The organism is Sphingomonas sp. ASY06-1R (assembly GCF_052180265.1).
Lineage (GTDB): Bacteria > Pseudomonadota > Alphaproteobacteria > Sphingomonadales > Sphingomonadaceae > Sphingomonas_I.
In genome coordinates, this window is record NZ_CP197464.1 from 496,834 (window position 1) to 521,123 (window position 24,290).

25 protein-coding genes are annotated in these 24,290 nt (G+C 63.8%); 14 read left to right on the forward strand and 11 right to left on the reverse strand.

Going from position 1 to position 24,290, the window contains the following annotated elements:
- Nucleotides 1-11 precede the first annotated feature (11 nt).
- The 4 genes from ACSBM8_RS02480 to ACSBM8_RS02495 form a co-directional block, all read right to left on the reverse strand.
- Nucleotides 12-980: an alpha/beta fold hydrolase gene (locus tag ACSBM8_RS02480; protein ID WP_442680094.1), complete on the reverse strand. Its 969-nt coding sequence runs from the start codon at nucleotides 978-980 to the stop codon at nucleotides 12-14.
- Nucleotides 981-1,136: 156 nt separating this feature from the next.
- Nucleotides 1,137-2,594 carry an efflux transporter outer membrane subunit gene (locus ACSBM8_RS02485; protein WP_442680095.1) on the reverse strand — a complete coding sequence of 486 codons (1,458 nt, stop codon included), beginning with the start codon at nucleotides 2,592-2,594 and terminating at the stop codon, nucleotides 1,137-1,139.
- A gap of 1 nt (nucleotide 2,595) precedes the next feature.
- On the reverse strand, nucleotides 2,596-5,745 hold the full coding sequence (locus tag ACSBM8_RS02490) for an efflux RND transporter permease subunit (RefSeq protein ID WP_442680096.1): 3,150 nt from the start codon (nucleotides 5,743-5,745) through the stop codon (nucleotides 2,596-2,598).
- 3 nt (nucleotides 5,746-5,748) lie between these two features.
- A complete protein-coding gene (locus ACSBM8_RS02495; RefSeq protein ID WP_442680097.1) occupies nucleotides 5,749-6,936 on the reverse strand; it encodes an efflux RND transporter periplasmic adaptor subunit in 1,188 nt (395 codons plus the stop codon).
- Here ACSBM8_RS02495 and ACSBM8_RS02500 point away from each other — a divergent pair.
- From ACSBM8_RS02500 to ACSBM8_RS02510, 3 genes are all read left to right on the forward strand, one after another.
- Nucleotides 6,922-7,626 (forward strand): TetR/AcrR family transcriptional regulator, encoded by a 705-nt coding sequence (locus ACSBM8_RS02500; RefSeq protein WP_442680098.1) that lies wholly within the window; start codon nucleotides 6,922-6,924, stop codon nucleotides 7,624-7,626. The genes ACSBM8_RS02495 and ACSBM8_RS02500 overlap by 15 nt on opposite strands.
- A 9-nt stretch (nucleotides 7,627-7,635) precedes the next feature.
- Nucleotides 7,636-9,039 (forward strand): hypothetical protein, encoded by a 1,404-nt coding sequence (locus ACSBM8_RS02505; RefSeq protein ID WP_442680099.1) that lies wholly within the window; start codon nucleotides 7,636-7,638, stop codon nucleotides 9,037-9,039.
- A 111-nt stretch (nucleotides 9,040-9,150) separates the two neighbouring features.
- Nucleotides 9,151-9,408, forward strand: a complete 258-nt coding sequence (locus tag ACSBM8_RS02510; RefSeq protein WP_442680100.1) for a hypothetical protein — start codon at nucleotides 9,151-9,153, stop codon at nucleotides 9,406-9,408.
- Between the two features lie 27 nt (nucleotides 9,409-9,435).
- On the opposite strand, the gene ACSBM8_RS02515 is transcribed toward ACSBM8_RS02510, so the two are convergent.
- Nucleotides 9,436-9,750, reverse strand: coding sequence for a hypothetical protein (locus ACSBM8_RS02515; protein ID WP_442680101.1), 315 nt, complete (start codon nucleotides 9,748-9,750; stop codon nucleotides 9,436-9,438).
- A gap of 445 nt (nucleotides 9,751-10,195) precedes the next feature.
- Between ACSBM8_RS02515 and ACSBM8_RS02520 the strand changes: the two genes are divergently transcribed.
- Genes ACSBM8_RS02520 through ACSBM8_RS02555 form a run of 8 tightly spaced genes read left to right on the forward strand, consistent with a single transcriptional unit; the run spans nucleotide 10,196 to nucleotide 15,566 of the window.
- On the forward strand, nucleotides 10,196-10,549 hold the full coding sequence (locus ACSBM8_RS02520; RefSeq protein WP_442680102.1) for a pentapeptide repeat-containing protein: 354 nt from the start codon (nucleotides 10,196-10,198) through the stop codon (nucleotides 10,547-10,549).
- Nucleotides 10,542-11,111 carry a hypothetical protein gene (locus ACSBM8_RS02525; RefSeq protein ID WP_442680103.1) on the forward strand — a complete coding sequence of 190 codons (570 nt, stop codon included), beginning with the start codon at nucleotides 10,542-10,544 and terminating at the stop codon, nucleotides 11,109-11,111. Before ACSBM8_RS02520 ends, ACSBM8_RS02525 begins: the two co-directional genes overlap by 8 nt.
- Before the next feature lie 24 nt (nucleotides 11,112-11,135).
- Nucleotides 11,136-11,903 (forward strand): hypothetical protein, encoded by a 768-nt coding sequence (locus ACSBM8_RS02530; protein WP_442680104.1) that lies wholly within the window; start codon nucleotides 11,136-11,138, stop codon nucleotides 11,901-11,903.
- Nucleotides 11,903-12,778 (forward strand): ATP-grasp domain-containing protein, encoded by an 876-nt coding sequence (locus ACSBM8_RS02535; RefSeq protein WP_442680105.1) that lies wholly within the window; start codon nucleotides 11,903-11,905, stop codon nucleotides 12,776-12,778. Before ACSBM8_RS02530 ends, ACSBM8_RS02535 begins: the two co-directional genes overlap by 1 nt.
- Nucleotides 12,765-13,430 (forward strand): hypothetical protein, encoded by a 666-nt coding sequence (locus ACSBM8_RS02540; protein ID WP_442680106.1) that lies wholly within the window; start codon nucleotides 12,765-12,767, stop codon nucleotides 13,428-13,430. The genes ACSBM8_RS02535 and ACSBM8_RS02540 overlap by 14 nt, the downstream gene beginning before the upstream one ends.
- Nucleotides 13,427-14,143 carry a hypothetical protein gene (locus tag ACSBM8_RS02545; RefSeq protein ID WP_442680107.1) on the forward strand — a complete coding sequence of 239 codons (717 nt, stop codon included), beginning with the start codon at nucleotides 13,427-13,429 and terminating at the stop codon, nucleotides 14,141-14,143. The genes ACSBM8_RS02540 and ACSBM8_RS02545 overlap by 4 nt, the downstream gene beginning before the upstream one ends.
- Before the next feature lie 5 nt (nucleotides 14,144-14,148).
- Entirely contained in the window at nucleotides 14,149-14,871 is a 723-nt protein-coding gene (locus tag ACSBM8_RS02550) for a hypothetical protein (protein WP_442680108.1), read from the forward strand.
- A complete protein-coding gene (locus tag ACSBM8_RS02555; protein WP_442680109.1) occupies nucleotides 14,871-15,566 on the forward strand; it encodes a 2OG-Fe(II) oxygenase family protein in 696 nt (231 codons plus the stop codon). Before ACSBM8_RS02550 ends, ACSBM8_RS02555 begins: the two co-directional genes overlap by 1 nt.
- 57 nt (nucleotides 15,567-15,623) lie before the next feature.
- Here the strand turns inward: ACSBM8_RS02555 and ACSBM8_RS02560 are convergent, their stop codons facing one another.
- Entirely contained in the window at nucleotides 15,624-16,013 is a 390-nt protein-coding gene (locus ACSBM8_RS02560; protein ID WP_442680110.1) for a MerR family DNA-binding protein, read from the reverse strand.
- 81 nt (nucleotides 16,014-16,094) lie between these two features.
- Between ACSBM8_RS02560 and ACSBM8_RS02565 the strand changes: the two genes are divergently transcribed.
- From ACSBM8_RS02565 to ACSBM8_RS02575, 3 genes are read left to right on the forward strand one after another with little or no spacing between them, the layout of a single operon-like run.
- The gene (locus ACSBM8_RS02565) at nucleotides 16,095-17,423 is read left to right on the forward strand and encodes a hypothetical protein (protein WP_442680111.1); all 1,329 of its coding nucleotides are present in this window, start codon (nucleotides 16,095-16,097) and stop codon (nucleotides 17,421-17,423) included.
- Between the two features lie 10 nt (nucleotides 17,424-17,433).
- Nucleotides 17,434-17,919 carry a superoxide dismutase family protein gene (locus ACSBM8_RS02570; RefSeq protein ID WP_442680112.1) on the forward strand — a complete coding sequence of 162 codons (486 nt, stop codon included), beginning with the start codon at nucleotides 17,434-17,436 and terminating at the stop codon, nucleotides 17,917-17,919.
- Nucleotides 17,920-17,977: 58 nt separating this feature from the next.
- Nucleotides 17,978-18,214, forward strand: a complete 237-nt coding sequence (locus tag ACSBM8_RS02575; protein ID WP_442680113.1) for a hypothetical protein — start codon at nucleotides 17,978-17,980, stop codon at nucleotides 18,212-18,214.
- Between the two features lie 4 nt (nucleotides 18,215-18,218).
- Here ACSBM8_RS02575 and leuA read toward each other — a convergent pair whose 3' ends face one another.
- From leuA to ACSBM8_RS02600, 5 genes are all read right to left on the reverse strand, one after another.
- Nucleotides 18,219-19,877: a 2-isopropylmalate synthase gene (gene leuA / locus ACSBM8_RS02580; RefSeq protein ID WP_442681465.1), complete on the reverse strand. Its 1,659-nt coding sequence runs from the start codon at nucleotides 19,875-19,877 to the stop codon at nucleotides 18,219-18,221.
- A 217-nt stretch (nucleotides 19,878-20,094) separates the two neighbouring features.
- Complete coding sequence (gene hisN, locus ACSBM8_RS02585) at nucleotides 20,095-20,859, reverse strand: histidinol-phosphatase (protein ID WP_442680114.1); 765 nt, start codon at nucleotides 20,857-20,859, stop codon at nucleotides 20,095-20,097.
- Nucleotides 20,856-22,445 carry an MFS transporter gene (locus tag ACSBM8_RS02590; protein ID WP_442680115.1) on the reverse strand — a complete coding sequence of 530 codons (1,590 nt, stop codon included), beginning with the start codon at nucleotides 22,443-22,445 and terminating at the stop codon, nucleotides 20,856-20,858. The genes hisN and ACSBM8_RS02590 overlap by 4 nt, the downstream gene beginning before the upstream one ends.
- A 139-nt stretch (nucleotides 22,446-22,584) precedes the next feature.
- Complete coding sequence (locus tag ACSBM8_RS02595) at nucleotides 22,585-22,947, reverse strand: GFA family protein (protein WP_442680116.1); 363 nt, start codon at nucleotides 22,945-22,947, stop codon at nucleotides 22,585-22,587.
- A complete protein-coding gene (locus tag ACSBM8_RS02600) occupies nucleotides 22,944-24,128 on the reverse strand; it encodes an acetyl-CoA C-acyltransferase (RefSeq protein WP_442680117.1) in 1,185 nt (394 codons plus the stop codon). The genes ACSBM8_RS02595 and ACSBM8_RS02600 overlap by 4 nt, the downstream gene beginning before the upstream one ends.
- Between the last annotated feature and the right edge of the window lie 162 nt (nucleotides 24,129-24,290).

Here is a 24,290-nt window from a genome sequence, read left to right on the forward strand (position 1 = left end):
GGCGCGGGCGGTCAGCGTGGGGCGACCTGACTGTCCAGGAATTGGCGAATGATCGGCGCCATCACGTCCAGCTTGTCCTCCAGCGCGAAATGGCCGGTGTCCAAAAGGTGCAGGTCCGCATGCGGCAGATCGCGCAGATAGGGATAGGCACCGTCAGCCGGGAAAATCTTGTCGTTGCGGCCCCACACGATCAGCGTCGGCGGCTGATAGCGGCGAAAGAAGGCCTGGAATTGCGGGTATAAAGGGACGTTGGTGCCGTAATCGCCGAACAGATTCATCTGGATGTCGCGATTGCCCGGGCGGTCGAGCAGCACCTGATCGTGCAGCCAATTGTCCGGATCGATGCGGGAGACGTCGCGCACGCCATCGACATATTGGAAGCGGGTGATTTCGGGCGTCACCAGCATGTGGAGGGCGGTGCGCTTGGCCTGCGACTTGTCCGCCCAATAGGCCTTGATCGGATCCCAGAACTTGCCGAGCCCCTCCACATAGGCATTGCCGTTCTGCACGATCATCCCGCTCACGCGCTCGGGATGCTTCAATGCCAGACGGTATCCAACCGGGGCACCGTAATCCATCACGTACATCGTGTATTTCTTGGCGCCGAGCTGCTGGACCAGCCCATCCATCAAATCCGCATAATGGCCGAAGCTGTAGACGAATTGCTTGTGATCGGGCGCGGCGCTGCCGCCGAAGCCGGGGAAATCCGGCGCGATCACATGGTAGCGATCCGCCAGCAGCGGGATGAGATTGCGAAACATGTGGGAGGATGTCGGGAAGCCGTGCAGCAACAGCACGACCGGGCCGTCGGCCGGCCCGGCCTCGCGATAGAAGATATTGACCCCATCCACCGTCGCGGTGCGATAGCGCGTGACCGATGCCGCCGCATCGCTCTGTGGTGCAGCCGCCGCGGGCGCGGCCTGGGCCACCGGCGCCAGCATAAGCAGCGCCAGTGTAGCCGAAAGTGTTCGCAATATCATGACATGTTCCCCCGCAACATAAAGGTGCGGGGGCGAGGGTATTCCTTTCAGCTGTGCCGGCAGAATAGCGAATATGTGGAAGATATTCTTCCGGATGTTGGAAGAATGGCCAGCGCGTGTTCGCGCCATGCACGTTTGGAAGCGGCCGCGCCGATCCTAGGACAGGCCCCCACCCAGCGATCGGTATAGTTCGACCAGGTTGGTCTGGCGCGTCAGTCGGGTCGTGACGAGCGTCTGCTCCGCGGAGAACAGGGTCCGTTGCGAATCCAGCGTGTCGAGGAAGGAGGCGATGCCGGTGCGGAAACGCGCCTCGGACAATTTGTAACTGACCGCCGCCGCGTCGCGCAATGATGTCTGTGCCTCGATCTGCGCGGTGATCGTGCCGCGTCGGGCCAGCGCATCCGCGACTTCGCGGAAGCCGGTCTGGATCGCCTTTTCATATTGCGCCACGGCCACGTCGCGCGAGGCTTCCGAATAGCGCAGGTTGCTCTTGTTGCGCCCAAAGTCGAACAGGGTCTGCGTCACCGAAGGCGCGACCGACCAATTGCCGTTGCCGCTCGCGAAAAGGTTCGAGAGGCCCAGGCTCAGCGTTCCCAGTGTCGCGGTCAGGCTGATCTGCGGGAAGAAGGCGGCGCGCGCGGCGCCGATATCCGCATTGGCCGCCCGCAAAGTATGCTCGGCTTCGGCAATGTCGGGGCGGCGTAGCAGCACGTCGGAGGACAGGCCGGCGGGCAGGGCGTCGATGGTCGCGCCCTGGGCGGGCAGCCCCGTCGGCAGCAGCTCGGCCGGGGGCGTGGTGCCGACCAGCAGCGTCAGGTTATTCTGGTCCTGCGCGACGAGGGTGCGGCTTTGCGCGATCTGCGCGCGCGCGCTGTCATAGCTGCTTTGCGCCTGCCGCACGTCGAGTTCGGACGATACGCCGATCGCGAAGCGCTGGCGGGTCAGCGCCAGCGTATCGCCAAACGCCTTGGCGGTGTCCTGGGCGATGCGTAGCGCATCCTGGTCGGCCGCCATCGTCAGATAGGCGTTGGCGACATCCGCGATCAGCGTGACGCGCGATGCATTGCGTGCATCCTGGCTCGAAAGATATTTGTTGAACGCTTCATCGGTCAGGTTGCGCACGCGGCCGAACAGATCGATCTCCCACGCGGATACGCCGATGCTGGCCGAGTAAATGTCGTTGCGCCGGCTGCTGCTTACCACCGTGCCGCCGCCGGTGCCACCACCGGTGCCTCCGCCCACGCCGCCAAATTGCGAGGCGGAGTTCTTCTGATAGGTGGCGCTGCCGCTGGCGGCGAGGCTCGGGAACAGGTCGGCGCGCTGCGCGCCAAGCTGGGCGCGATATTGCGCCACGTTGGCGACCGCGATGCGCAGGTCGCGATTATTGTCCAGCGCCAGCGCGATCAGGCCGCGCAACTTGGGATCGGTGAAGAAGTCCTGCCACGCAACGTCGACCGGGCGCACCGCGGTTTCGCTGCGGGCAGTGTCATAGACGCCGCCGGTCGGCAGTGTCGCCGATACCGGCATGGACGGCCGCACATAGGTGGGGGCCAGGTTGCACCCGCCGAGGGCACTCGCGGATGCCAACAACAGGCTGATCGTGAACGGCCGCATATCAGGCTTCCTTAGGCTGCGGTTCGGGTGCCGGATCGCCCTGGCGCGGTCCCGGATCCTGGCGGAACAGCTTCTTCACCAGCACGAAGAAGACCGGCACGAAGAAGATGGCGAAGACGGTTGCGGACAGCATGCCGCCCACCACGCTGCGGCCGATCGCGTTCTGGCCGCCGGCGCCAGCACCGCTCGACACCGCCAGCGGCAACACGCCGAAGGTGAAAGCGAGCGACGTCATCAGGATAGGCCTTAGCCGCAGCTTGGCCGCCTCGATCGCGGCCTCCAGCGCGCCCATGCCGGCGATCATCCGCTCTTCGGCGAACTCCACGATCAGGATGGCGTTCTTCGCGGCCACACCGACGGTCGTGATCAGGCCGACCTGCAGGTAGATGTCGTTGTCGAGCCCGCTGAGCGTCGCCGCCAGAACCGCGCCGACCACGCCGAGCGGCACCACCAGCAGCACCGAAATCGGTATCGACCAGCTTTCGTACAGCGCCGCGAGGCAGAGGAACACGATCAACAGCGACAGGCCGTATAGCGGATAGGCCTGGCCCGCGGACAGCCGTTCCTCATAGGACAGCCCTGTCCATTCATAACCGATGCCGGGCGGCAGTTTCTTCACCATTTCGGTCACACGGTTCATCGCGTCGCCGGTGCTGTGCCCCGGCGCGGGGGCGCCCAGCAGTTCGACCGACGACTGGCCATTATAGCGTTCCAACTTGGACGGGCCGACGCCCCAGGCGCTGCTCGCAAAGGCCGAGAAGGGGGCCATCGTGCCGGACGCGCCGCGCACATAGAGAAGGTTCAGGTCTTCGGGTTTGGTGCGATAGGGGGCGTCCGCCTGCAGATAGACCTTCTTCACGCGCCCGCGATCGATGAAGTCGTTGACGTAGGCGCCGCCGAACGCGGTGCTGACGGTGGTGTTGATATCTCCCTGGGCCAGGCCGAGCGCGCCGGCACGGGGCTTGTCGACGTTGATCTTCAGCTGTGGCGCATCCTCCAGCCCGTTGGGCCGAACCTGCATCAGGGCCGGATCCTGCATCGCCATGCCGAGCAGCTGATTGCGCGCCGCAATCAGACGATCGTGGCCGACCCCGCCAATGTCCTTCAGCTCAAGATCGAAACCCGTCGCATTGCCGAGTTCGAGCACGGCCGGCGGCGCAAAGGCGATCGCTTGCCCGGTCGGGATTTGCGGCGCCAGCGCGCCGATCGCCTGACCGGCAATGGCGGCGGCCTTGCTGCCCGCGCCCTTACGGTCCTTCCAGTCCTTCAGACGGACAAAGGCGAAACCGACATTCTGGCCAACACCGGCGAAACCGAAGCCGGAGACGGTGAAGACGCTGGCGACGTTGGCTTTCTGATCCTTCGAATAATAATCGCGGATTTTCTGCATCGCCGTTTCGGTCTGCTCCAGCGTCGACCCCGGCGGCAGGCTGAGCTGCGTGAAGATGATCCCCTGATCCTCTTCGGGCAGGAAACCGCCGGGCAGGCGCAGGAACAAAGCGGCCATGCCCAAGAAGATCAGCGCATAGACGATCAGGCTGCGGCCCCAGCGGCGGTTCATGCCGGCCACGCCCTTGCCGTAGCGCTCGACATTATGGTCGAACGTGCGGTTGAACCAGCCGAAGAAGCCCTTCTTGCCATGTCCCTCCTTGGCGGGCTTCAGGATGGTCGCACACAGAGCAGGCGTCAGGATCAGGGCCACCAGAACCGACAGCAGCATCGATGCGACGATGGTGATCGAGAATTGGCGGTAGATGACGCCCGTCGACCCGCCGAAGAAGGCCATTGGTAGGAACACGGCGGACAGGACCAGCGCGATGCCGATCAGCGCGCCGCTGACCTCGTCCATCGATTTGCGCGCCGCCTCCTTGGGCGACAGGCCCTCGTCGTGGATCAGCCGCTCGACATTCTCCACCACCACGATCGCATCGTCGACCAACAGGCCGATCGCGAGCACCATGCCGAACAAGGTCAGCGTGTTGATCGTGAAACCCGCAGCATACAGGATTGCGAAGGCACCCAGCAGCACCACCGGCACGGCGATCGTGGGGATCAGCGTCGCGCGCCAATTCTGCAGAAACAGGAACATGACGAGGAAGACGAGGACGACCGCCTCGATCAGCGTCTCCACCACCTGCTCGATCGACAGCGATACGAACGGTGCGGTGTCGAGCGCGTAACCGATCTTGATGTCCGACGGGAACGTGGCGGACAGCCGCGTCATCTCCTCCTTGATATTCTTGACCGTGTTGAGCGCGTTGGCGCCGGGCGCCAGCTTGATGGCGATGCCGGCTGACGGCTTGCCATTATACAGCTGTGCCGTGCTGGCCGTTTCCGCACCGATCTCGACGCGGGCGACATCGGACAGCTTGACGGTCGAGCCGTCGCTATTGGTTCGCAGCAGGATGTCGCGGAACTGGTCGGCGGTCTGCAGCCGCGATTGCGCGCTGACGACCGCGTTCAGCAATTGCCCCTTCACCGTCGGCAGGCCGCCAATCTGGCCGGCGGACACCTGCGCGTTCTGCGCGGTGACGGCACTGGCGATGTCGGTCGTGGTGACCTGCAGGTTCGCCATCTTGAGCGGGTCCATCCAGATCCGCATCGCATATTGCGATCCGAACAATTGGATATCGCCGACGCCATCGACGCGCGACAGCGGATCCTGGATCCGTGCCGCGACATAATCGCCCAGATCGGCTTGATCATGGCTGCCGTCTTCCGAATAGACCGAGACGACGAGCAGGAAATTGGTCACCGCCTTGGCGACGCGCAGCCCCTGCGCCTGCACCTCTTGCGGCAATTGCGGCGTCGCCAGCTGCAGCTTGTTCTGCACCTGCACCTGCGCGATGTCCGGATCGGTGCCCTGTTCGAAGGTCAGCGTGATCGTGACCTGGCCCGACGAATCGCTGCTCGACGAGAAATAGCGCAGATGATCGATGCCCTTCATCTGCTGCTCGATGATCTGGGTGGTCGTGTTTTCCAGCGTCTGCGCGTCCGCACCGGGATAGGTGGCGGTGATCGAGATGGCCGGAGCCGCAATCGCCGGGAATTGGGCGATCGACATGGATCGGATCGCCAGCACGCCGGCCAGCATCAGGACGATCGCGATGACCCATGCGAAGATGGGCCGATCGATGAAATAACGGGACATGGATCAGCCCCCCATCGCCGGCTGCGCGGGCTTGGCGCCGGTCGGGGGCGGGGCGGCGCCCGCCGGGTGCGCCTGCACCTTCGTGCCAGGGCGCAGGTTGAGCAGGCCTTCGACGATCAGCTTGTCGCCCGGCTTCAGCCCGGAGGACACGACCCAGTCATTGCCAATCGCGCGATCCGTCTTGACGATGCGCTGCGCCACCACATTGTTGGCGTCCAGCACCAGAGCGGTGCCTTCGCCGCGCTCGTTGCGCGAGATTCCGGTCTGCGGCACCACCAGCGCTTGCTGCCTGGTCCCCTCGACCAGCCTGGCGCGAACATACATGCCCGGCAGTAGGGTGCCGTCGGGATTGGGAAAGGTCGCTCGGACGGTCACCGACCCGCTGGTCGGGTCGACCGTGACGTCGGCGAATTGCAGCGTGCCTTCGATCGGATAGGTCGCCCCGTTCGGCAGGATCAGCTGCACGCGCGCGCTACCCGGCCCACCGCGCGTGACCGCACCATTGCTGAGCGCGGCGCGCAGGTTGAGCAGGTCGGTGGCGGACTGGGTCACGTCCACGAACACGCGGTCCATCCGCTGGATCGTTGTCAAAGCATCGGCCTGGCCCGCCTGGACGAGTGCGCCGACCGTATAGACCGATCGCCCGATCCGTCCCGAAATCGGCGCACGGATGCGGCTGAAGCCCAGATTGACGCGCGCGGTCTGCAAGGCGCCGCGCTGGGCGATGACGCTTGCCCGCGCCTGATCGGCGGACGCGATCGCATTGTCCGCCTCCTGGCGGCTGACGGCATTGATCGCCACGAGCTGGCGATAGCGATCCGCCTGCAGGCGGGTCGAACGGATCTGCGCCTCGGCATTGGCGAGATTGCCCTGCGCCGTGACGACCGACGCGCGGAACGGCGCATCCTCAATCTCATAGAGAAGTTGGCCGGCGCGCACCTGCGCACCTTCGGTGAACAGACGCCGCTTGATCACGCCGCTAACCTGAGGCCGCACTTCGGACGTCTCCGCGGCCGCGATCCGGCCGGGCAATTCGGTCGTCAGCGTCACCGGCCGCGGCTGCAGCAGCACATAGCCCACGTTGGGCGGCGGCATTGCCGGCGGCTGGGCGGGCTTGCCGCACGAGGAGAGAAAGAGCGCGACCGGAAGCGTAGCGAACGAGGCGCGGGCCCAGCGTTGAAAAAGATACATGATGATCCTTGCGAATCCCGGAATGAACGTTCATTCCGATTTGACGTGCCCATAAACTCTGCGACAGACGGATCAACCGAAAATCGCATCCAGGGAGAGAATGAAGTGGATCAGCCTCGCGACCGATTGATTGATGCGGCGCGTATTCTATTCGCAGCAAAGGGTTTTCATTCGTCGCCCATGTCGGAGCTAGCGACGAATGCGCGGGTCAGTGTCGGCCAAATTTATCGCCTTTTCGACGATAAGAACGCCATCATCCGCGCGATCGTCGAGAAAGATGTGCTCGCGCAATATCGCGCGCTCGAATCGCTCGGCGAGCAGGTGGAGGCCGGCACGCTGTCGGCGGAGCAGGGGCTGGAAGCCTATGCGCTCATCTCGCTCAGCCATCCCGATGAAGGATTGATCTACGAATTCGTGGCGGAGGGATATCGCAATCCCGCCGTGGCCGACATCATCCGCGACGTTACCCGCGAATTTAGGCGACACCTGCGCCGGCTGGTCCGCGCCGCCCAGCCTGGCATTTCAGAGGGCGCGCTGGACGCGGCTGAGGACATGTTGCTGTCGTTGAACCTGGGGACAGCCAATCGCGAATTATCGGGCTCGCGGCTCAGCGTGCCCGACGCCGCGCACTGTTATTCCAAAATGCTGTTGGGCGCGTTTGCCGCACTGGATCAGCCGGCGGATCAATGACGGGCCTCGTTGCGACAGCACCCGTTCACCCTTATCCTTGCCGGCATGTTCGATCATCTGCGTAAGCTGTTCCGCCACCCTCCCGAGGGCGGCGATGGTGTGTCCCGATGGAACATGCTGGGGCGCGAATATATCGCGCGTCTGAATGGGCTGATCGCGGACAATCATGAAGATCGGGAGACGGAATCCACCGCGCCGGAGGAACCCCGCAGCCTGGAAATGGCCCAATCGGTGATCGCGGCGGTCGAGGCCGAAGATCGCGCTGGCCGTTGGCAGCCAGACCAGCCCATCGCCGATCGCGCGCACGAGCCTTTCATTCCTATGCTGGACCGCGTCGGGCAGAATCTGAACTGCGTCTGCATCCTTGGGCCGGACGAGTTTCTTGTGCGACCCGGTACCGCCTATCGGCCCAGCCCGGCTTTGCACCTGCGCGGTGGCGACGTGATCGAACGGCCCGACATCCTTGCCGCCGCTATGACGCGCAGTCACGACCATTTGGTACTGGTGCATGAGCAGGGCTTCAGCGTCAGTAGGGGCATCGATCAGGCGCCGGCCCGGCTGTTTCCCTGGCCCCAGGGCATGACGCCGCATCCGTTGGACAGCGTGCAGATCAGCGAAGATGGCGCCACCATTGCCTTCGTCGAGCGCGAGGAGGCGGTGTGGCTGGGTCAGGCGCAGGGCAAGACTGCCTGCTGGACACGCGTCTATCCCAGCGCTTCGTTCCTCGCCGAGCGGCAGGACGAGGAGGACGATGATGAACCCTCGGCAGACGGTGAAGGGGACGACGAACGCATCTGGTCTGATTCGATGATGCATGCCGCCTTGTCACCCGACGGGCGCTTCATGGCTTACGGCTCGCAATGCTATGGCCACTTCATCGATCGGATCGAGGGCATTGGCAGCGTGCGGCGCTGGGCGAAGATCGGCTATCGGAGCGAATATCCGCATCATGCCTGCTTTTCGGACGACAGCGTCTATGCCGCACTGAATTCCTGTCACTTCTACCATGGCGCCACGCTTGGCGTGCGGCTGGCCGATATCGAGGATGCCGACACGCCGGCCTATGACGAGGATGCGCGGACCACGATCATTGACGGCCGCCTGCGGGTCTATGCGGCAACCTGGCTTCCGACGGAGACGGGCAAGGAAGGGTTTGCGCTCGCCGGTGCAGGCTATCTCGATATCGTGTCGCCCAGCGGCGATGTGCACAGCACCGTCGGTTTCGGTTCCAGCGCGTCCTCGATCGACTATTGCCCCAAGACCGGGCTGCTGGCGGTCGCCTCCTATTCCGGCTTCCTCCATGTCTACGATCCGTCCCGTGCGGCCGAAGACGGGCGGGTGATCGGCTACCGCCCGATCCATGAACAGTATCGCTGGGTGGTATGGCGCGATCGCAAGCCTTTTCGCTGGTAGACGGCCGACGCGGTCCGGCGTCGGGGGAGCATCTATCCGGCGGTCTACGACGTCCTTTTTCAGCGATGTGCGTTGAACGGGTGACGATCGTGGATTGAGGAGAGGGAGGCGATGTCGGACGAGGAACTGGTGATCATGCCCATGCCTTCGCTCGTGGCCCTTTTATTGTCGAAGGAGCAGGAAAAGGGCTCTCCGCTGACAGAGGCGGAAGTGATCGAGATACGCGACAATGCGGTTTGCACGATGACGCCGCCCGACGTGGTGGCCCGCATCGCAGAAGCGCGCGGCTATGACGACATCGATCCAGAAAATGCGTGGGAGGATTGGATCGCCATTCGCCCAAGCCTTGGGCAAGGACAACGGCCTTGATCGGAATGTCCCAGCGATACTGCATTCCTACGATTTGGCGCGATCCTCGCCGGGAAGATAACGTACCACCCATTGCGGATAACCCCCGGGGCTGAGCTCGATATCGGGCAGGGCGATCGGATCGTTCCCGGTTTCGACCCAGCCCGCGCCATAACAGCGATCGCAGATCACCCGCTTGCAGCGAAAGCTGACGAGATCGATCTCGGCATTCCACTGCCCATGCCCCTTGCAGACCGGACATTCGGCATCGAGTGTGCCGTTGCGCGGCTGCAGCGGAATGATGTCGAAGGCGTGCGGGCTGTCAGGTCCGTCACACTGCACGATCTGGCTGGCATGGGGCATCGACGATCAACGCCGTGCCTGCCGCTATGTTCAGCCGCGGTCGAAATGAGGGGCCACGTACCCTGACGGGGGTCCGGCAGCGCGTCCGGGCGGGCCGGCCATTCAGAGGGCCTCATTGTGCCGATCACTCCAATTCATGATCAATATAAGAATATTTAGTTCATATCAGATGTAATTTCAAACCCATCCTTCACAACATTTCCGCGAATCTACTTCTAATAAAACGATATAGTTTTCGTCAAAGTAGGAGTGCGATCCTGTTGATCGCATCAATCGTGGCTTTGCCGTGATTGACGTCAATATCCTTCAATGCATAACTTATTAACATGATTCGCTGACAAATTATCGGTCGTATAACGGTTGCAAAAGCTGCGATTTGCTACGCTCTTGTCTGTGCGTGTCTTAACATCAGCTTTGCGATGGTTGCATACGACGGGCGTACCCGATGGAGATCGCAATGGAAGGGAAGCAAACAGGCGAAGCGACAAAAGGCGAGCGGATTGTCAGGCCTAATATGCTGATGATGAACGCCAGCGGGCAGAGCTCAACGCTCGCCCGCGTCGATTTCTCGCATTCGGTGCTCACTGACGTCCAGCTGTTCAACTCGCGCGTCCACCAATCCAACTTCGAGGGTTGCGGCTTCGACGATTCCGATTTTGACGGCTCTATCTTCTCGGGATGCAGTTTCCGCGGGGTCGAGCTGATCAACTGTGACGTCGATCATCTGGTGGTGAACGGCGTCAACGTGGGAGCGCTACTGCGCGTCGCACAAGGGCCGCTGGGAGGCAAAAATGGCTGAGCGCGTCAAACCTTTCATCAGCGCGTCGAGCCGCCAAGACATACTGGCCGAGCTGGCGCGCACGCAGAGCGACCGCAGCTTCCGCACGATCGCCGAACTGGTCAAGCGCGTCTCTGATTTCGACATTCCCAAGAAGGACGGCAAGGACGGCGCGAAGGATGCCGGCGAAGGCGGCTTCTGGGACAAGAAGGACGGCAAGGAAGGCAAGGACAAGGAGAAAGACGGAAAGGAGTCTAAGGAAGGAAAAGAGGGGAAGGAAAATAAGGACGGCAAGGATCAGAAGGACGGCAAAGAGGGGAAGGAAGGCAAAGAGAGCAAGGACGGCAAGGAATCCAAGGAAGGCAAGGATGGGGGTAAAGAGGGCAGCAAGGAGGATTCCAAGGACGGCAAGGACAAGGACGGCAAGGATAAGGATAATGGGGACGGGTCAAAGATCACTGGCTCCGAGAATGAGGTTTTCCGCTATGGGGAAGATCGCATCCTGCCGGCCGAACTGTTCTCGGCCATCGCTGAGATCCACTCGGTTCGCCTGACCGCTTTGCTGAATCAGGCGATTTTCTAGGCAAGCACGGGCTAGGGCAAGCCGATGCGCGCGGTCCCGGACATCGCCGTCGTCTGCGAACCGGACGACCCGCTGCCCTGGCTCTTTGCCCGCTTTGCCGCGGACCGTGGCCTGCAAGCCGCGTGCGTGACGGCGCAGGAATGGGGTCGGGCGGTGACCGTCGAGCATGATCGCGGCGTACGCATAACCCCCGATCTGCCGATGATGCTCCGGCCGTTGCGCGGGCCGACCACCGGCCTGGAAGAGGAGCGCTTCGTCTTCAACGAATGCTTCGCCTTGTTATGGTCGGCCGCCGCGCTGGCGGAGGCGCCGGTGATCAATCGTCCTGGCGAACTCGGCTGGGGCGGCCAGGCGAGCTATTCGGCATCGATCACCGATTTGCGTCGTGGCAGCGCTGCTCCCCACACGGAATGGCTCTGGCACCGCCAGCCCCCGCTGGCGCCTGATCTGCTGCATCAGGATCTGACCACCTGGCTCACGGTCGCCACACCCGATGACGATGCCGCGATCCGATCCCGAACGTTGCCCGCCTGCCGCGGCTGGGATCAGGTCGTCGTGGTCGATGAAGAGGCCTGGCGCGTGACCGACGTGGATATCGGCGACACTGGGATTGAGCGGCAGAGCATCGCCGCGGCACAGACGCTGCAGCTGCGTTTCTGCACCGTCAGCTGGGCTATCCCGATCGAGGGGGCGCCAATCCTCGTCCGGGTCAATCCGTTTCCGACGCTCGCCGAATGCACCCCGGTGATGAACGACATCTTCTCGGCGCTGGCCGGGCGCTTGATGCACTGATGGTCTGCGTCATCGGCCTGGATAATGACAAGACGCTCGCGCACTTCTTGTCCACGGCCCCTTCGGGCGACGTCGATTTTCTCAATCTGCATGACCTTGCCGGTGCTGGTTGGCGTTTCCCGGTGCCGGCCACGGCGGATGTAACCGCGCCATGCGTGCTCGATCCGCGCGACGCTTATTATATCCGGATCGTTGATCTATCGCCCGTGCTGCCCGAGCCGGAGGCGAGCCGCTGGCGCGCGATGACGATGGGGATCACCGCCTTCCTCGAAAGCGCGCCGGGAGTGGTCGTCAATCGCCCGGGCGGGCACGCGCATAATGCAGCCAAACCTCTGCACGAAATATGGCTGGCGCGCCGTGGCTTCGCGGTGCCGCCCGCCATCAGCACGTCCGATCGGGACGAGATCGCTGCGTTCATCGATCGCTGCGGCGGCGCGGCGATCGTCAAGTCGCTCTGCGGCGTGCGTGGCGATGCGCAGCGCGTCACGCGGCAGTCCTTTGAAGATTTCGTGGACGAACAGGGGCCGGTCCATCTTCAGCGGATTATCGAGGGCTTCGATATTCGGGTCCACCTGATCGGCACCACGGCGCATGCCGAGCGTATTGTAGCGGACGGCATCGATTATCGGATGCGCGACGTTCCCAGCCAGCATGCGCCGTTCGCGATGCCCCAGGCGCTGATTGACCGCATGGTCGATGCATCGCGCGCCATGGATCTCGCCTTCACCGGCTGGGACTTCAAGGTGGATGCCGATGGCACCTTCTGGTGTCTCGAGGTCAATCCGATGCCCGGCTATGACAGCTATGACCGGCGCGCCGACGGTGCCATCAGCCGCACCTTGCTCGATTATCTGAAAAGCCATGCCGTTCACTGACGATGGGCAGGTACGGCGTACGCCCCTGCTGGAGGACGGCGCGGCGTCTGGCGTGATCGATCGGCTGCTGGCCGCGCGGGATCGCTGGACCAGGCGCGGCCCAGGTTTCTTCACGCTGGGTGCGGCGGTGTATCTGGATGTCGCTCGCGGTGGCGATTATGCCCGCTACCGGACCCATTTCGGACGGTCGAACCCCGTCATACGGCATCATTTCGCTAGGCTCACCGAACGGGTGCGCGACCGGCTTGGTCTTCTGATCGGGGAGCCCTGTGCCTTCGGCGAAGGCCTCGCGCTGCCGGGCTTCCACATCTTTCTACAGGAGGGGCTGCAATCGGCGCTGCGGGACAATCTACATCTCGATCTGCAGCACACTCGTCTTCCAATGGGTTTCCGCGCGGAAACTCCCAGCCTGACCTTCACGGTTCCGCTTGAGATGCCGCACGCGGGCGGCGGCCTGGAAACATGTGAGATCGTAGCGGGCAATCCGCGCGGTCGGCTCGTGCCGCATGACTATCGGATCGGGGAATTGTTCGTGCATTCGGGGCGTGCGCTGCATCGGCGACTGCACCGCCCGGTAACGGCGGAATGTCGCCGGATCACCTTGCAGGGGCACGCGATCCGTGCGGATCGCGGCTGGCAGATCTACTGGTGAACCGGACCACGGTCAGCTTCGACATTTTCAGCGCAAGCGAATGCGCGCGGATCGGCGCGCATGTGAAGCATCTGCGCCCGCGTTGGCGGCAACGCTCGGGTGGCTTCGCCACGATCGGCGTGGCGACCTACCTCGATGTCATGGCCGGGGGTCGGGACGCCGACCGGGATTATTACGGACAGCTTGAGGAGCAAAACGGCCTTTTGCAGGCCGAGTTCGGGTGGGTGCTGGAACGGGTCCGATGCGAAATCGAAAATCGGTTTGGCGTCCCGGCGGCTTTCGAGCCGTGCGTAGCCCATCCGGGTTTTCACATTTTCGAGAAATCGGGGATCACGCTCGACCAGCAGGACAGTCAGCATTTCGACCTGCAATATCGCTTCATGCGATGGCCCTATCCGATCGCCGAAAGCGAGGTCGTGTCGTTCACTCTCGCGATCGAACTGCCCAGGCTCGGCGGCGGGCTGGACAGCTGGGATGTGACCGAGGCCGATCTGGCGCGGATGGCGGCGATGGGCCGGCGCCCAGACATGGGCCAATTGGGCCGGACCAAGCCGCTCGTTCGCCATGAATATCGGGTTGGCGCCATGCTCGTGCAGCGCCGGCCGATCATGCATCGCATTGCGCCGATCGCGGCGGCGTATCCGGACGATTGCCGGATCACATTCCAGGGTCACACCGTCACCGACGGCCGCCGCCTGCTGCTCTATTGGTAAGCGACGTGGACGAGGCCGTCTTGATAGGCGTGGCGCTGGGCCGCTTCGGCGAGCGGGGAATCGAATTCAGCATCAGTGGGGCGCGCAGCGGTTTCGGCATGTTGGTGATGACGCAGGATTGGCAGGCGCTCGGCCTCTCGCCGTCAGATTGCCGGGATCAGGCGTGCGATCTGCGGGCGACGCTGAGCAGGACGGGATTCAACCTGCGTGCGGTCCGCTACGATTTTTCGGCCGATCGATCGTTCGATAGCCTTACCGTCTACGGCGACGATCCGGCTGACCGGACTGACCCACGCCCAATATTCGGGCGTGCGGTGCGGCGCTACCGGCGCGGTTCGTCGCTGGCCGCCCTTTATCTGGATGTGCGGGCCGTGTGCAGCGGGGGCGTCAGGCAGCTTGCGCTGGAGCATGTCCGGACCATGGGTTGGAGCGGCGCGACGCGGAACGCCTTTGCCGACGCGTTCGACGACTATGCGCGCCTCGGCTGGATCCAGCTGCTCGGGATCGAGACATCCACCGGATCGATCAAGATCGATATCGCCAATCCTGACCCGGCGGTGCTTGCGCTGCCGGACACGGCGAAACCGGCACTGCAGCGGCTTGCCGGCGTAGCGGGCTATGCCGGCTTCCGCTGGCGGGACGGGGCGCCTGCTACACTGACGCTTTATGGGCGTGCCCGGCGGGTCGAGGATATGGAGATCGCGCTCGCGCGGCTGACGGCGGACTGATGCAGGATATTGCCCATCAACTGTCCACGGACGGCTTTGCCCGTATCGGTCTGGATCGATTTTCCCGGCAGCAGATCGCGCAACTCTACGCGTGCTGGACCGCGCTATTTCAAAGCGGCGCACAGGCCGCTCTCCCTGGAAATCCAGCCATTCCCATCGGCTTCGTGCCGCTACGCTCGGCGTCCGGCTATGAAATGAAAGAGAGCGTTTACGTTCAGCCGGATTTCCCTCTGCCAGGTTGCGTTGCCGGGCCTACCAAAAGATTCCTGCGCGACATCGGGCGGCTCGCCGAAGGTGTTTCCCAGGTCGTCCGCCCGCATGTGCGCTCGGCGGATCTGCTTCAATGGCCGCGTCACGGCTGTCTGCGCGTAATGCATTATCCGGCCTTTGAGGGCGGCGACGATGCAGTGACCATGCGGAGCCTGTCCTGGATGGGGCATCTGCGCGCACCACCGCACACCGATCTCAATGCTTTGACGTTTCTCCCTCCTGCAACGATCGCGGGACTGGAGATATTCGCTCGCGATACATGGATCCCGCTGGATGACCCGGAGGAATTGATTGTGCTGGCCGGTCGGGAATTGGAGGCGGTCGGCAAGGGATCGTTTCCCGCCGCCGTCCATCGGGTGCGCAATCCGGAACGGGAGGAGGAGCGTAAGGTCGCCCGGCTTTCGCTGGCTTACTTCATCGCATGACAACGGGTTCTTGGTAACGCAGGCGGACCAGCGGTCGCCGTGATGCCACGCGCCGGTTTAGCCCGACGAAAGCTCGTCGATGATCGGGCAATCCGGGCGGTCGCCGCCGGTGCACCGGCCTGCCAGTTCCAGCAAGGCGGCCCGCATCGCGTCCAGCTTGCGCGCTTTGGCATGGAGCGCGTCGGCGCGGGCCAGGGCCAGTTTCTTGACCTCGGCGCTGGCGCGGCCCTCATCGCTCCACAAGGCGAGCAGTTCGGCGATTTCTTCGGTGGCAAAGCCCAGGTCGCGCGCATTGGCGATGAAGCGCAGGCGGTTCACATCGCCCGGCGCATAATCGCGGTAATTGCTGTCCAGCCGCGACGGGCGGGGAATCAGGCCGATCGCCTCATAGTGGCGGATCATGCGCTGGCTGACGCCGCTTGCCGCCGCGGCGGTACCGATCTTCATCTGCTTGACCCTGACATGATGTCAGGGATTACAGCCTCGACGATGATTGGAAAAGTCTCATTTCTCGCCATGGCGTTGACCGTGCCGACGTTGCTGCATGCCCAGTCGGCGCACGACATGCACGATATGCATGGCATGGCCACGCAGCCGCCCGCTGCATCTCCGCCAGCCGACGATGGCATGGCGGACATGGACCACGCCATGGCCGGCATGGATCACGCCATGCCGATGCGCGGCCTGCTCGGGCGATATGCGATGACGCGGGAGGCGTCGGGGACGTCGTGGCAGCCGGAAAGTTCGCCGATGATGGGCGTGATGGTGCCCGCCGGGGATTGGATGGCGATGGTTCAGGGATCCGCCACGGTGGTCGCCGATCACCAAGGCGGGCCGCGTGGCAGCAACAAGACTTTCAGCCAATCCATGCTGATGGGGATGGCGAGTCACCCGATCGGCGACCGCGGCACACTTGGCCTGCGCGGCATGGTGTCGCTCGACGCGTTGATGGGCCAGCGGGGTTACCCGCTGCTGTTCGCCACCGGGGAAACGGCGAACGGGCGCGAGGAACTGGTCGACCGCCAGCATCCGCACGATCTGTTGATGGAGCTGGCGGCCAGCTATGCCCACGATCTCAGCCAGGGGCGCAGTCTGTATCTCTATGCCGGTCTGCCCGGCGAACCTGCACTGGGTCCGCCCGCTTTCATGCATCGCATCTCCGGGATGGATAATCCTGAGGCGCCGGTCACGCATCATTGGTTCGATTCGACCCACATCACGTTCGGCGTGGTCACGGCCGGCTTCTCGACCCGCACGTGGAAAGTGGAAGCCAGCGCCTTCAAGGGGCGCGAACCCGATCAGCGTCGCTGGAACATGGAAAGTCCGAAGCTGGATAGCTGGTCGGTACGGGCCTTCTGGAATCCCACGGCCAATCTTTCCTTCCAGGTCTCCACCGGCCATCTGCGCTCGCCGGAACAACTTCATCCGGATCAGAATGAGCAGCGCACGACGGCGTCCGTCAGCTATAATCGCCCGCTCGGCAACGGTAGCAACTGGGCCTCGACGATCGCCTGGGCGCGCAAGGATGAGCGCCCCGGTCCGGCGCTGACCGGGTGGCTGGCCGAAACGTCGCTGCGCCTGCGCCGCCGCCATATCCTGTTCGCCCGGGGCGAACATGTTCAGGAAGCCGAGCTGTTCGACAGCGGGCCGCTCCATCACGATGTCATACCGGTTTCGAAGCTCAGCACGGGCTATGCCTATGAACTGCCGGTGGGAAAGGCGCCGGTCCGGCTCGCGCTGGGGGGATTGGCGAGCGCTTATGCCTATCCCGATCGCATCAAGCCGGCTTATGGTAGAGCCGGAGTGAAAAGCTTTATGCTGTTCGCGCGGCTGCGGCTGGCGGACGCGATCGGTTGAGGAGAGAAACGTGGTTCGCACTATCGCTTTACTGACGGCGCTTGGCCTGACGACCTCGGCCGCGCTGGCCCAGGCGCCCGTGACGGCGCCGTTCAAGGGCATTTCCGGCACGGTAACGGTCACGCCCGCGCCCAAGGGTGTGCTGATCCATATCGAGGCGAGCGGTCTCACGCCCGGCTGGCATGGCGCCCATATTCATGAAAAGGGCGATTGCAGCGATGCCGCCTTCAAGCTGGCCGGCGGCCATGTCCACAGCGTTACGCCGATTGTCCATGGTCTGCTGAATCCGGCCGCAAACGATTCGGGCGACCTCCCCAATCTCTATGTCGCGGCCGACGGCACCGCGAAGGCGGAATATTTCACCGCCGCCGTGACGATGCAGGGTCTGCAGGATGCCGACGGTTCCGCGCTGGTCGTACATGCAAAGCCGGACGATTATACCAGCCAGCCGATCGGCGGGGCGGGGGACCGGGTCGGCTGCGCGGTAATCCGCTGAGGACCCTAATCAGGGTTAGCTCGTTTGCCCTGCGCAACAATAACGAAGGATGCGCAGCATGAAATTGTCCGGGCTTACCCTGATGGCCGTCGCGGTTGGTTCGCTGTTCGCCGCCGCTCCCGCGGCAGCGCAGCCACAGCGCCATGTGGAGGTGCATCGTACGGTCACCACCACGCGCGTCACCAATAACGGCTGGAACGACAATCGTCGTTACCATCGCCGCCATCATCGCCAGAAGGTCTGCACCAAGCGGTGGGTCAATCACCATCGCGTGACCCGCTGCCGCTGGCGCTAACCCACTAGAGCGCGTTCGCCGCGCCTAGCAATGCACGGACCGAGGCGGTCGCAACGTCGGTGTCGATCCCGACCCCGAACACGATGCGACCGTCGTCGGTCTTCGCCTCGACATAGGCGGCCGCCTGAACGTCGCCGCCATGGCCGATGGCATGTTCCGAATAATCGACGATATCCATCGTCACGCCAAAGCCCTCGCGCAACGCCGCCAGCACGCTCGACAGCAAACCATTGCCGCGGCCGCTGACCGACGTCTCGACGCCCGCATGGCGTACCCGGCCGGTGAAGATCCGGTCGCTGCCGGCATGCGTCTCGCTATAGTCGATCAGCGCGTAGGGCTGCGGTCCTTCCAGCCGGTAATGTTGCTGGAAGCGCGCCCAGATGTCGGCGGCGTTCAATTCGCGGCTGGTCTCGTCCGCCAACGCCTGCACCGCGCGGCTGAGGTCTGCCTGCATCCGCTTCGGCAGCTTGAGCCCCTTGTCCTGCTCCAGCACCCAGGCGACGCCGCCCTTGCCCGACTGCGAATTGACGCGGATCACCGCCTCGTAATCGCGGCCGAGATCCTTGGGGTCGATCGGCAGATAGGGCACGTCCCAATATTGGTCGTTGCGCTGCTCCTGTGCGGCAAAGCCCTTCTTGATCGCATCCTGATGCGATCCGGAGAACGCCGTGAACACCAGGTCGCCGCCATAAGGATGGCGCGGGTGGACGGGCAAATTGTTGCAATAGGTGACCGTGTTGATCACCTCGTCAATGTCGGAGAAGTCGAGCTTCGGATCGACGCCCTGCGTGTAGAGATTGAGCCCTAGCGTCACCAGATCGACGTTGCCGGTGCGTTCTCCATTGCCGAACAGACAACCCTCGACCCGGTCTGCGCCCGCCATCAGCCCCAGTTCGGCCGCGGCCACGCCGGTGCCGCGATCATTATGCGGGTGGAGCGAGATCACGACGCTGTCGCGGTTGCGGATATTCCGCCCAAACCATTCGATCTGATCGGCATAGATGTTCGGCGTCGCCGCCTCGACCGTCGCGGGCAGGTTGAAGATGATCGGGTGATCCGGCGTCGGCCGCAGCACCTCCATCACCGCCTCGCAAACCTCCAGGCTGAAATCCAGCTCGGCGGTCGAAAAGGTCTCCGGGCTATATTCGAAATGCCAGTCGGTGTCGGGGCGCTTGCCCGCCTCGTCGCGCAATATCTTGGCGCCGGTGACGGCGATCTCGCGGATCTCGTCGCGGGTCATTCCGAATACAATCCGCCGCCACGCCGGCGATACCGCATTATAGAGATGGACGACCGCCTTGGACGCGCCCTCCAGGCTCTCGAAGCTTTTCTCGATCAGGTCGCGGCGCGACTGCGTCAGCACCTGCACCAGCACGTCGTCGGGAATGCGCCCGTTGCGGACCAAGCCGGAGATGAAATCGAATTCGGTTGCGCCTGCACTGGGAAAGCCGACCTCGATCTCCTTCAGCCCGACCTTCACCAACAGGTCGAAGAAGCGCGTCTTCTTCTCCTCGTTCATCGGATCGATCAACGCCTGGTTGCCGTCGCGCATGTCGGTCGACAGCCAGCGTGGCGCGCGCGTGATGGTGCGGCTGGGCCATTGCCGGTCGGGCAGGTCGATCTGCGGGAAAGGGCGATATTTAACGGAAGGGTCGGCGAGCATGGTCATTGGAAATCTCGGCACATAAGAGCGTCGGGGCGCCTCTCTCTTGGCGCGGCGGCGGTCCCTTAGGCGGTGAGCAGCGGCGGCCTTGCGGACACGCCAAGCAATCGACGCGCCTAAGGGCGCGTAAGTCGTAGCGTCGGAAGAAGGCTGCGGCCGGACTGCATGGCATGGCTCATAAGCGGATGTGCGGTGCGGGTCCAGCCTTCACGCGCATTCATCCAAGGATCGCCACTGCTTGCTCGATCAGCCCGGGGTCGCCCGCGGCGATCACCTTGCCCTCGCTCGCGGCGTGTAGCACGTCTCCGCGCCAGTCGCGCATCCGTCCGCCCGCGCCCTCGACGATCGGAACAAGCGCGGCAAAGTCATACAGCTTCAGTCCGTCTTCGATCACCAGATCCAGATGGCCGGCGGCGAGCAGGCCGTAATTATAGCAGTCGCCCCCCCACAAGACATCGCGCGCACCGCGGCGGACGCGCTCGAACGCCGTCCAGCTGTCCGGGGTGAAATAGCCGGGGCCGGTGGTGGCGAGGTGAGCCTGATCGACCGAAGCGCAGCTGCGCGTCGCAATAGGCGCGCCGTTCAACGTGGTCGCCCGCCCATGCGCGCCGAGCCAACGCTCGACGCCAATCGGCTGATCGATGACGCCCAGCACCGGCATGCCCTGTTCGAGCAAGGCGATCAGCGTTCCGAAGATCGGCCGCCCTGCGACGAAGGATCGGGTGCCGTCGATCGGATCGAGCACCCATACCCGTTCGGCATCCGGCCGATCCGCGCCATATTCCTCGCCGATCACGCCGTCGTCCGGGCGTTCGTCCTGCAGGATCTTGCGCATCGCCGCTTCTGCCGCGCGATCCGCTTCGGTGACGGGCGACAGATCGGCCTTTGCCTCCATCGTGAACGGTTTGCGGAAGAGGGGACGGATGGCCGCACCGGCGGCGTCAGCAAGGCGCTCGGCCAGCGCCAGGTCCAGGTCGTTCATTCCAGATCGCGGCCCGCAGTTTCGGGCACGCCCAACGCAACGATCAACAACGCCACCGCCGTTACTCCTACCGTATACCAGATGCCGGCGAAGGGATCGCCGCTCTTGGCCACGATATATTGATTGATGAAGGGCAGGAAGCCGCCGAAATATCCGGAGCCGATATGATAGGGGATGGACAGCGAGGTATAGCGCACCCGCGCCGGAAACATCTCGACCAGCAGCGCCGCCACCGGGCCGTAGGTCATGCCCGAGATGAAGGCGATGACGATGATGGCGAAGGCGACTTTCACCGCATTGCGCAGCGGCGGGGTGACCTTGCCGGTCGGATAGCCCGCATCCGCCAATCCGCGCGCGATCGCGGCATCGTCGGTCGCAGCGAGCACCTTGCTGCCGATCGTCACCATCGGCTGGCCTTCGGCGATCGTGACCTTGCGATAGGCGATGCCACGTTTCGACAGGCTGTCGAGCACGCGCCCGCAGGCGCTGGCCTGGCCATGCGACGCCAGCGGATTGAAGCTGCAGTCGCTGCCGCGCACCACCACCGGTGCGCGCGTCATCGCCGCCGACAATTCCGGATTGCCCGCGCTGGACATGAGGTGGAACAGCGGGAAGGCGAGCACCAGCATCAGCACGTAGCCGGCGATGATCGGCGGCCGGCGTCCGATCTTGTCGGAAAGCCAGCCGAACAGGACATACCAGCCGATGCTCAGCAGCGCCGACAGGCCGACGATCAGCCGCGCCGGCGTGTCGTCGATCCGTACCGCATTCTGAATGAAGTAGAGCGACTGGAATTGCGCCGTGTAGAAGATCACGGTGAGACCGGCGGTGATCCCGAACAGCACGATCAGCAGCTTGCGCCATTTGGACCAGCTGTTCGTACTTTCCCGCAGGGGATTGCGCGCCAGCTTGCCTTCCATCTGCATCGCCCGGAACACCGGGCTCTCGTGCAGCATCAACCGCACCCACAGGCTGATCGCCAGCAGCATCAGGCTGAACAGGAAGGGGATGCGCCAGCCCCAGGAGGCGAGTTGCTGGTGCGCAGCGATAGTGTTCGCGGCCAGCACGACACAGATGCTGAGCAGGAAGCCGCCCGCCACCCCGGCGTGGATGAAGCTGGTATAGAAGCCGCGTTTCCGGCGCGGCGCATGTTCGGCGACATAGATGGCCGCGCCGCCATATTCCCCGCCCAGCGCCAGGCCCTGGGCAACCCGCAGCAGCACCAGCAGGATCGGCGCGACGATACCGATCGAATGATAGGTGGGCAGCAATCCCACGGCCGCCGTCGCCGCCCCCATCAGGGAAACGGTGATCAAGAACGTATATTTACGGCCCAGCTTGTCGCCGAGAATGCCGAACAGGACGGCGCCCACCGGCCGCATGCCGAAGCCGACCCCAAAGGTTGCGAGCGCGAACAGCAGCGAGACCGCACTGTTGCCGGAGGGAAAGAAGTTCTGCGCGATAACGCTGGCCAGCGTTCCGTAGACGAAGAAGTCATACCATTCGAAAACAGTGCCCAGCGTGGAGGCAATGATGACGAGGCGGACGGGCGATCGCTCACCCACATCTACGGCGGCTGGCTTCATTATTGTCTCTCCGACGCCCGTGTATCGATGAGCATGGCACACGCCAAGCAGAGAGCACGTCAAATCGTATCCGGAGACGCCAAAGATTTCGGAGGAGCTTGAGGAAACTTGCTATGCGGACCTGATCGGCCCGCTCGTCTCAGCCGACCGCGCCTGGATGGTTCTTGCCGTCAAACGGGACAATGTTCGCATCCAGCCCATGGTCTTCGTCGAGACACCGGAAATTGATGCTGACATGCTTTGGGTGGGAGCGGGGGCGGTAGAAGCTCTTGATCCCGCATTGCGTGCAGAAGATGTGCTGTGCGGCGCCCGTTCCGAACCGATAGGTGGTGGTGTCGCGCCGGCCCTCCGTCAGCCGGAACTTGTCCTGCGGCACCAGCAGATGAAGATAGCCCGTCATGCTGCAGATCGAGCAATCGCAATCCTCGATCTGCACCGGCCCTTCGGGCAGATCCGCTTCGAAGCGCACCAGCCCGCAATGGCAGCCGCCTTCCACCATCATTGCGCGATTTCCACCGCGACCGCCGTCGCCTCGCCGCCGCCGATGCACAAGGCGGCAACGCCGCGCGTCAAACCACGCGCCTTCAGCGCCGCGATCAGCGTGGTCAGGATACGCGCGCCCGATGCACCGATCGGGTGACCCAGCGCCGTGGCGCCGCCATTCACATTGACCTTGTCATGCGGAATACCAAGGTCGCGCATCGCGATCATCGTCACCGCCGCGAAGGCCTCGTTGATTTCGAAGAGATCGACATCGTCGATCGACCAGCCCGCCTTGGTGAGCACCTTGCGGATCGCCGGCACCGGGGCGGTGGTAAATTTGGCGGGTTCGTGGGCATGGGCGGCGGTCGCCACGATACGGGCCTCGATCGGAAGTCCCTGCGCACGCGCGACGCTCTCCCGCGCCATCACCAGTGCTGCGGCCCCGTCGGAAATCGACGATGCGTTGGCCGCCGTGATCGTGCCGTCCTTCGAAAAGGCCGGACGCAACGAGGGGATCTTGTCGGGCCGGGCCTTGCCGGGCTGTTCGTCCTGGTCGACGGTCGTGTCGCCCGCGCGGCCCTTCACCGTCACCGGCACAACCTCGTCGACGAAGCGGCCGCCGGCGATCGCCGCATTGGCCCGGCTCAGGCTCTCGATCGCGAACGCATCCTGCGCTTCGCGGGTGAATTGATAGTCGCCCGCCGTCGCTTCGGCGAACACGCCCATCGCCTTGCCGGGTTCATAGGCATCTTCCAGCCCGTCGAGCATCATCGAATCCAGGATCTGGCCATGGCCGATACGCGCACCGGCGCGATGCTTGGCCAGCAAATAGGGCGCGTTGGACATGCTCTCCATGCCGCCGGCGATGACCAGGTCGATCGATCCGGCGCGCAGCGCCTCATCGGCCATGATCGCGGCCTGCATGCCCGATCCGCACATCTTGTTGACGGTGGTCGCCTCGACCGACTGGGGCAGGCCGGCGCCCAATGCGGCCTGGCGCGCCGGCGCCTGGCCAAGGCCCGCGGGCAGCACACAGCCCATATAGATACGCTCGATCCGGTCCGGATTGACGCCGGCGCGCTCGACCGCGGCCTTGACGGCGGTGGCGCCGAGGTCCGTCGCGCTGACGCTCGACAACGCGCCTTGGAATCCGCCCATCGGCGTGCGGGCATAGCTTACGATAACCGTGGGATCAGACATGAATCGCTCCTTGGCGGCCCATATAGGGATGGCAGGCGCGTTCGTCAGGCCGGATTGGCATCACCGAGGCTACGTAATGCTACATCGTCAGGCTAAGCGTTATGCGAATACACCGTCATGCTGAACTTGTTTCAGCATCCATGGCGCCAAAAGCTGTTCGCC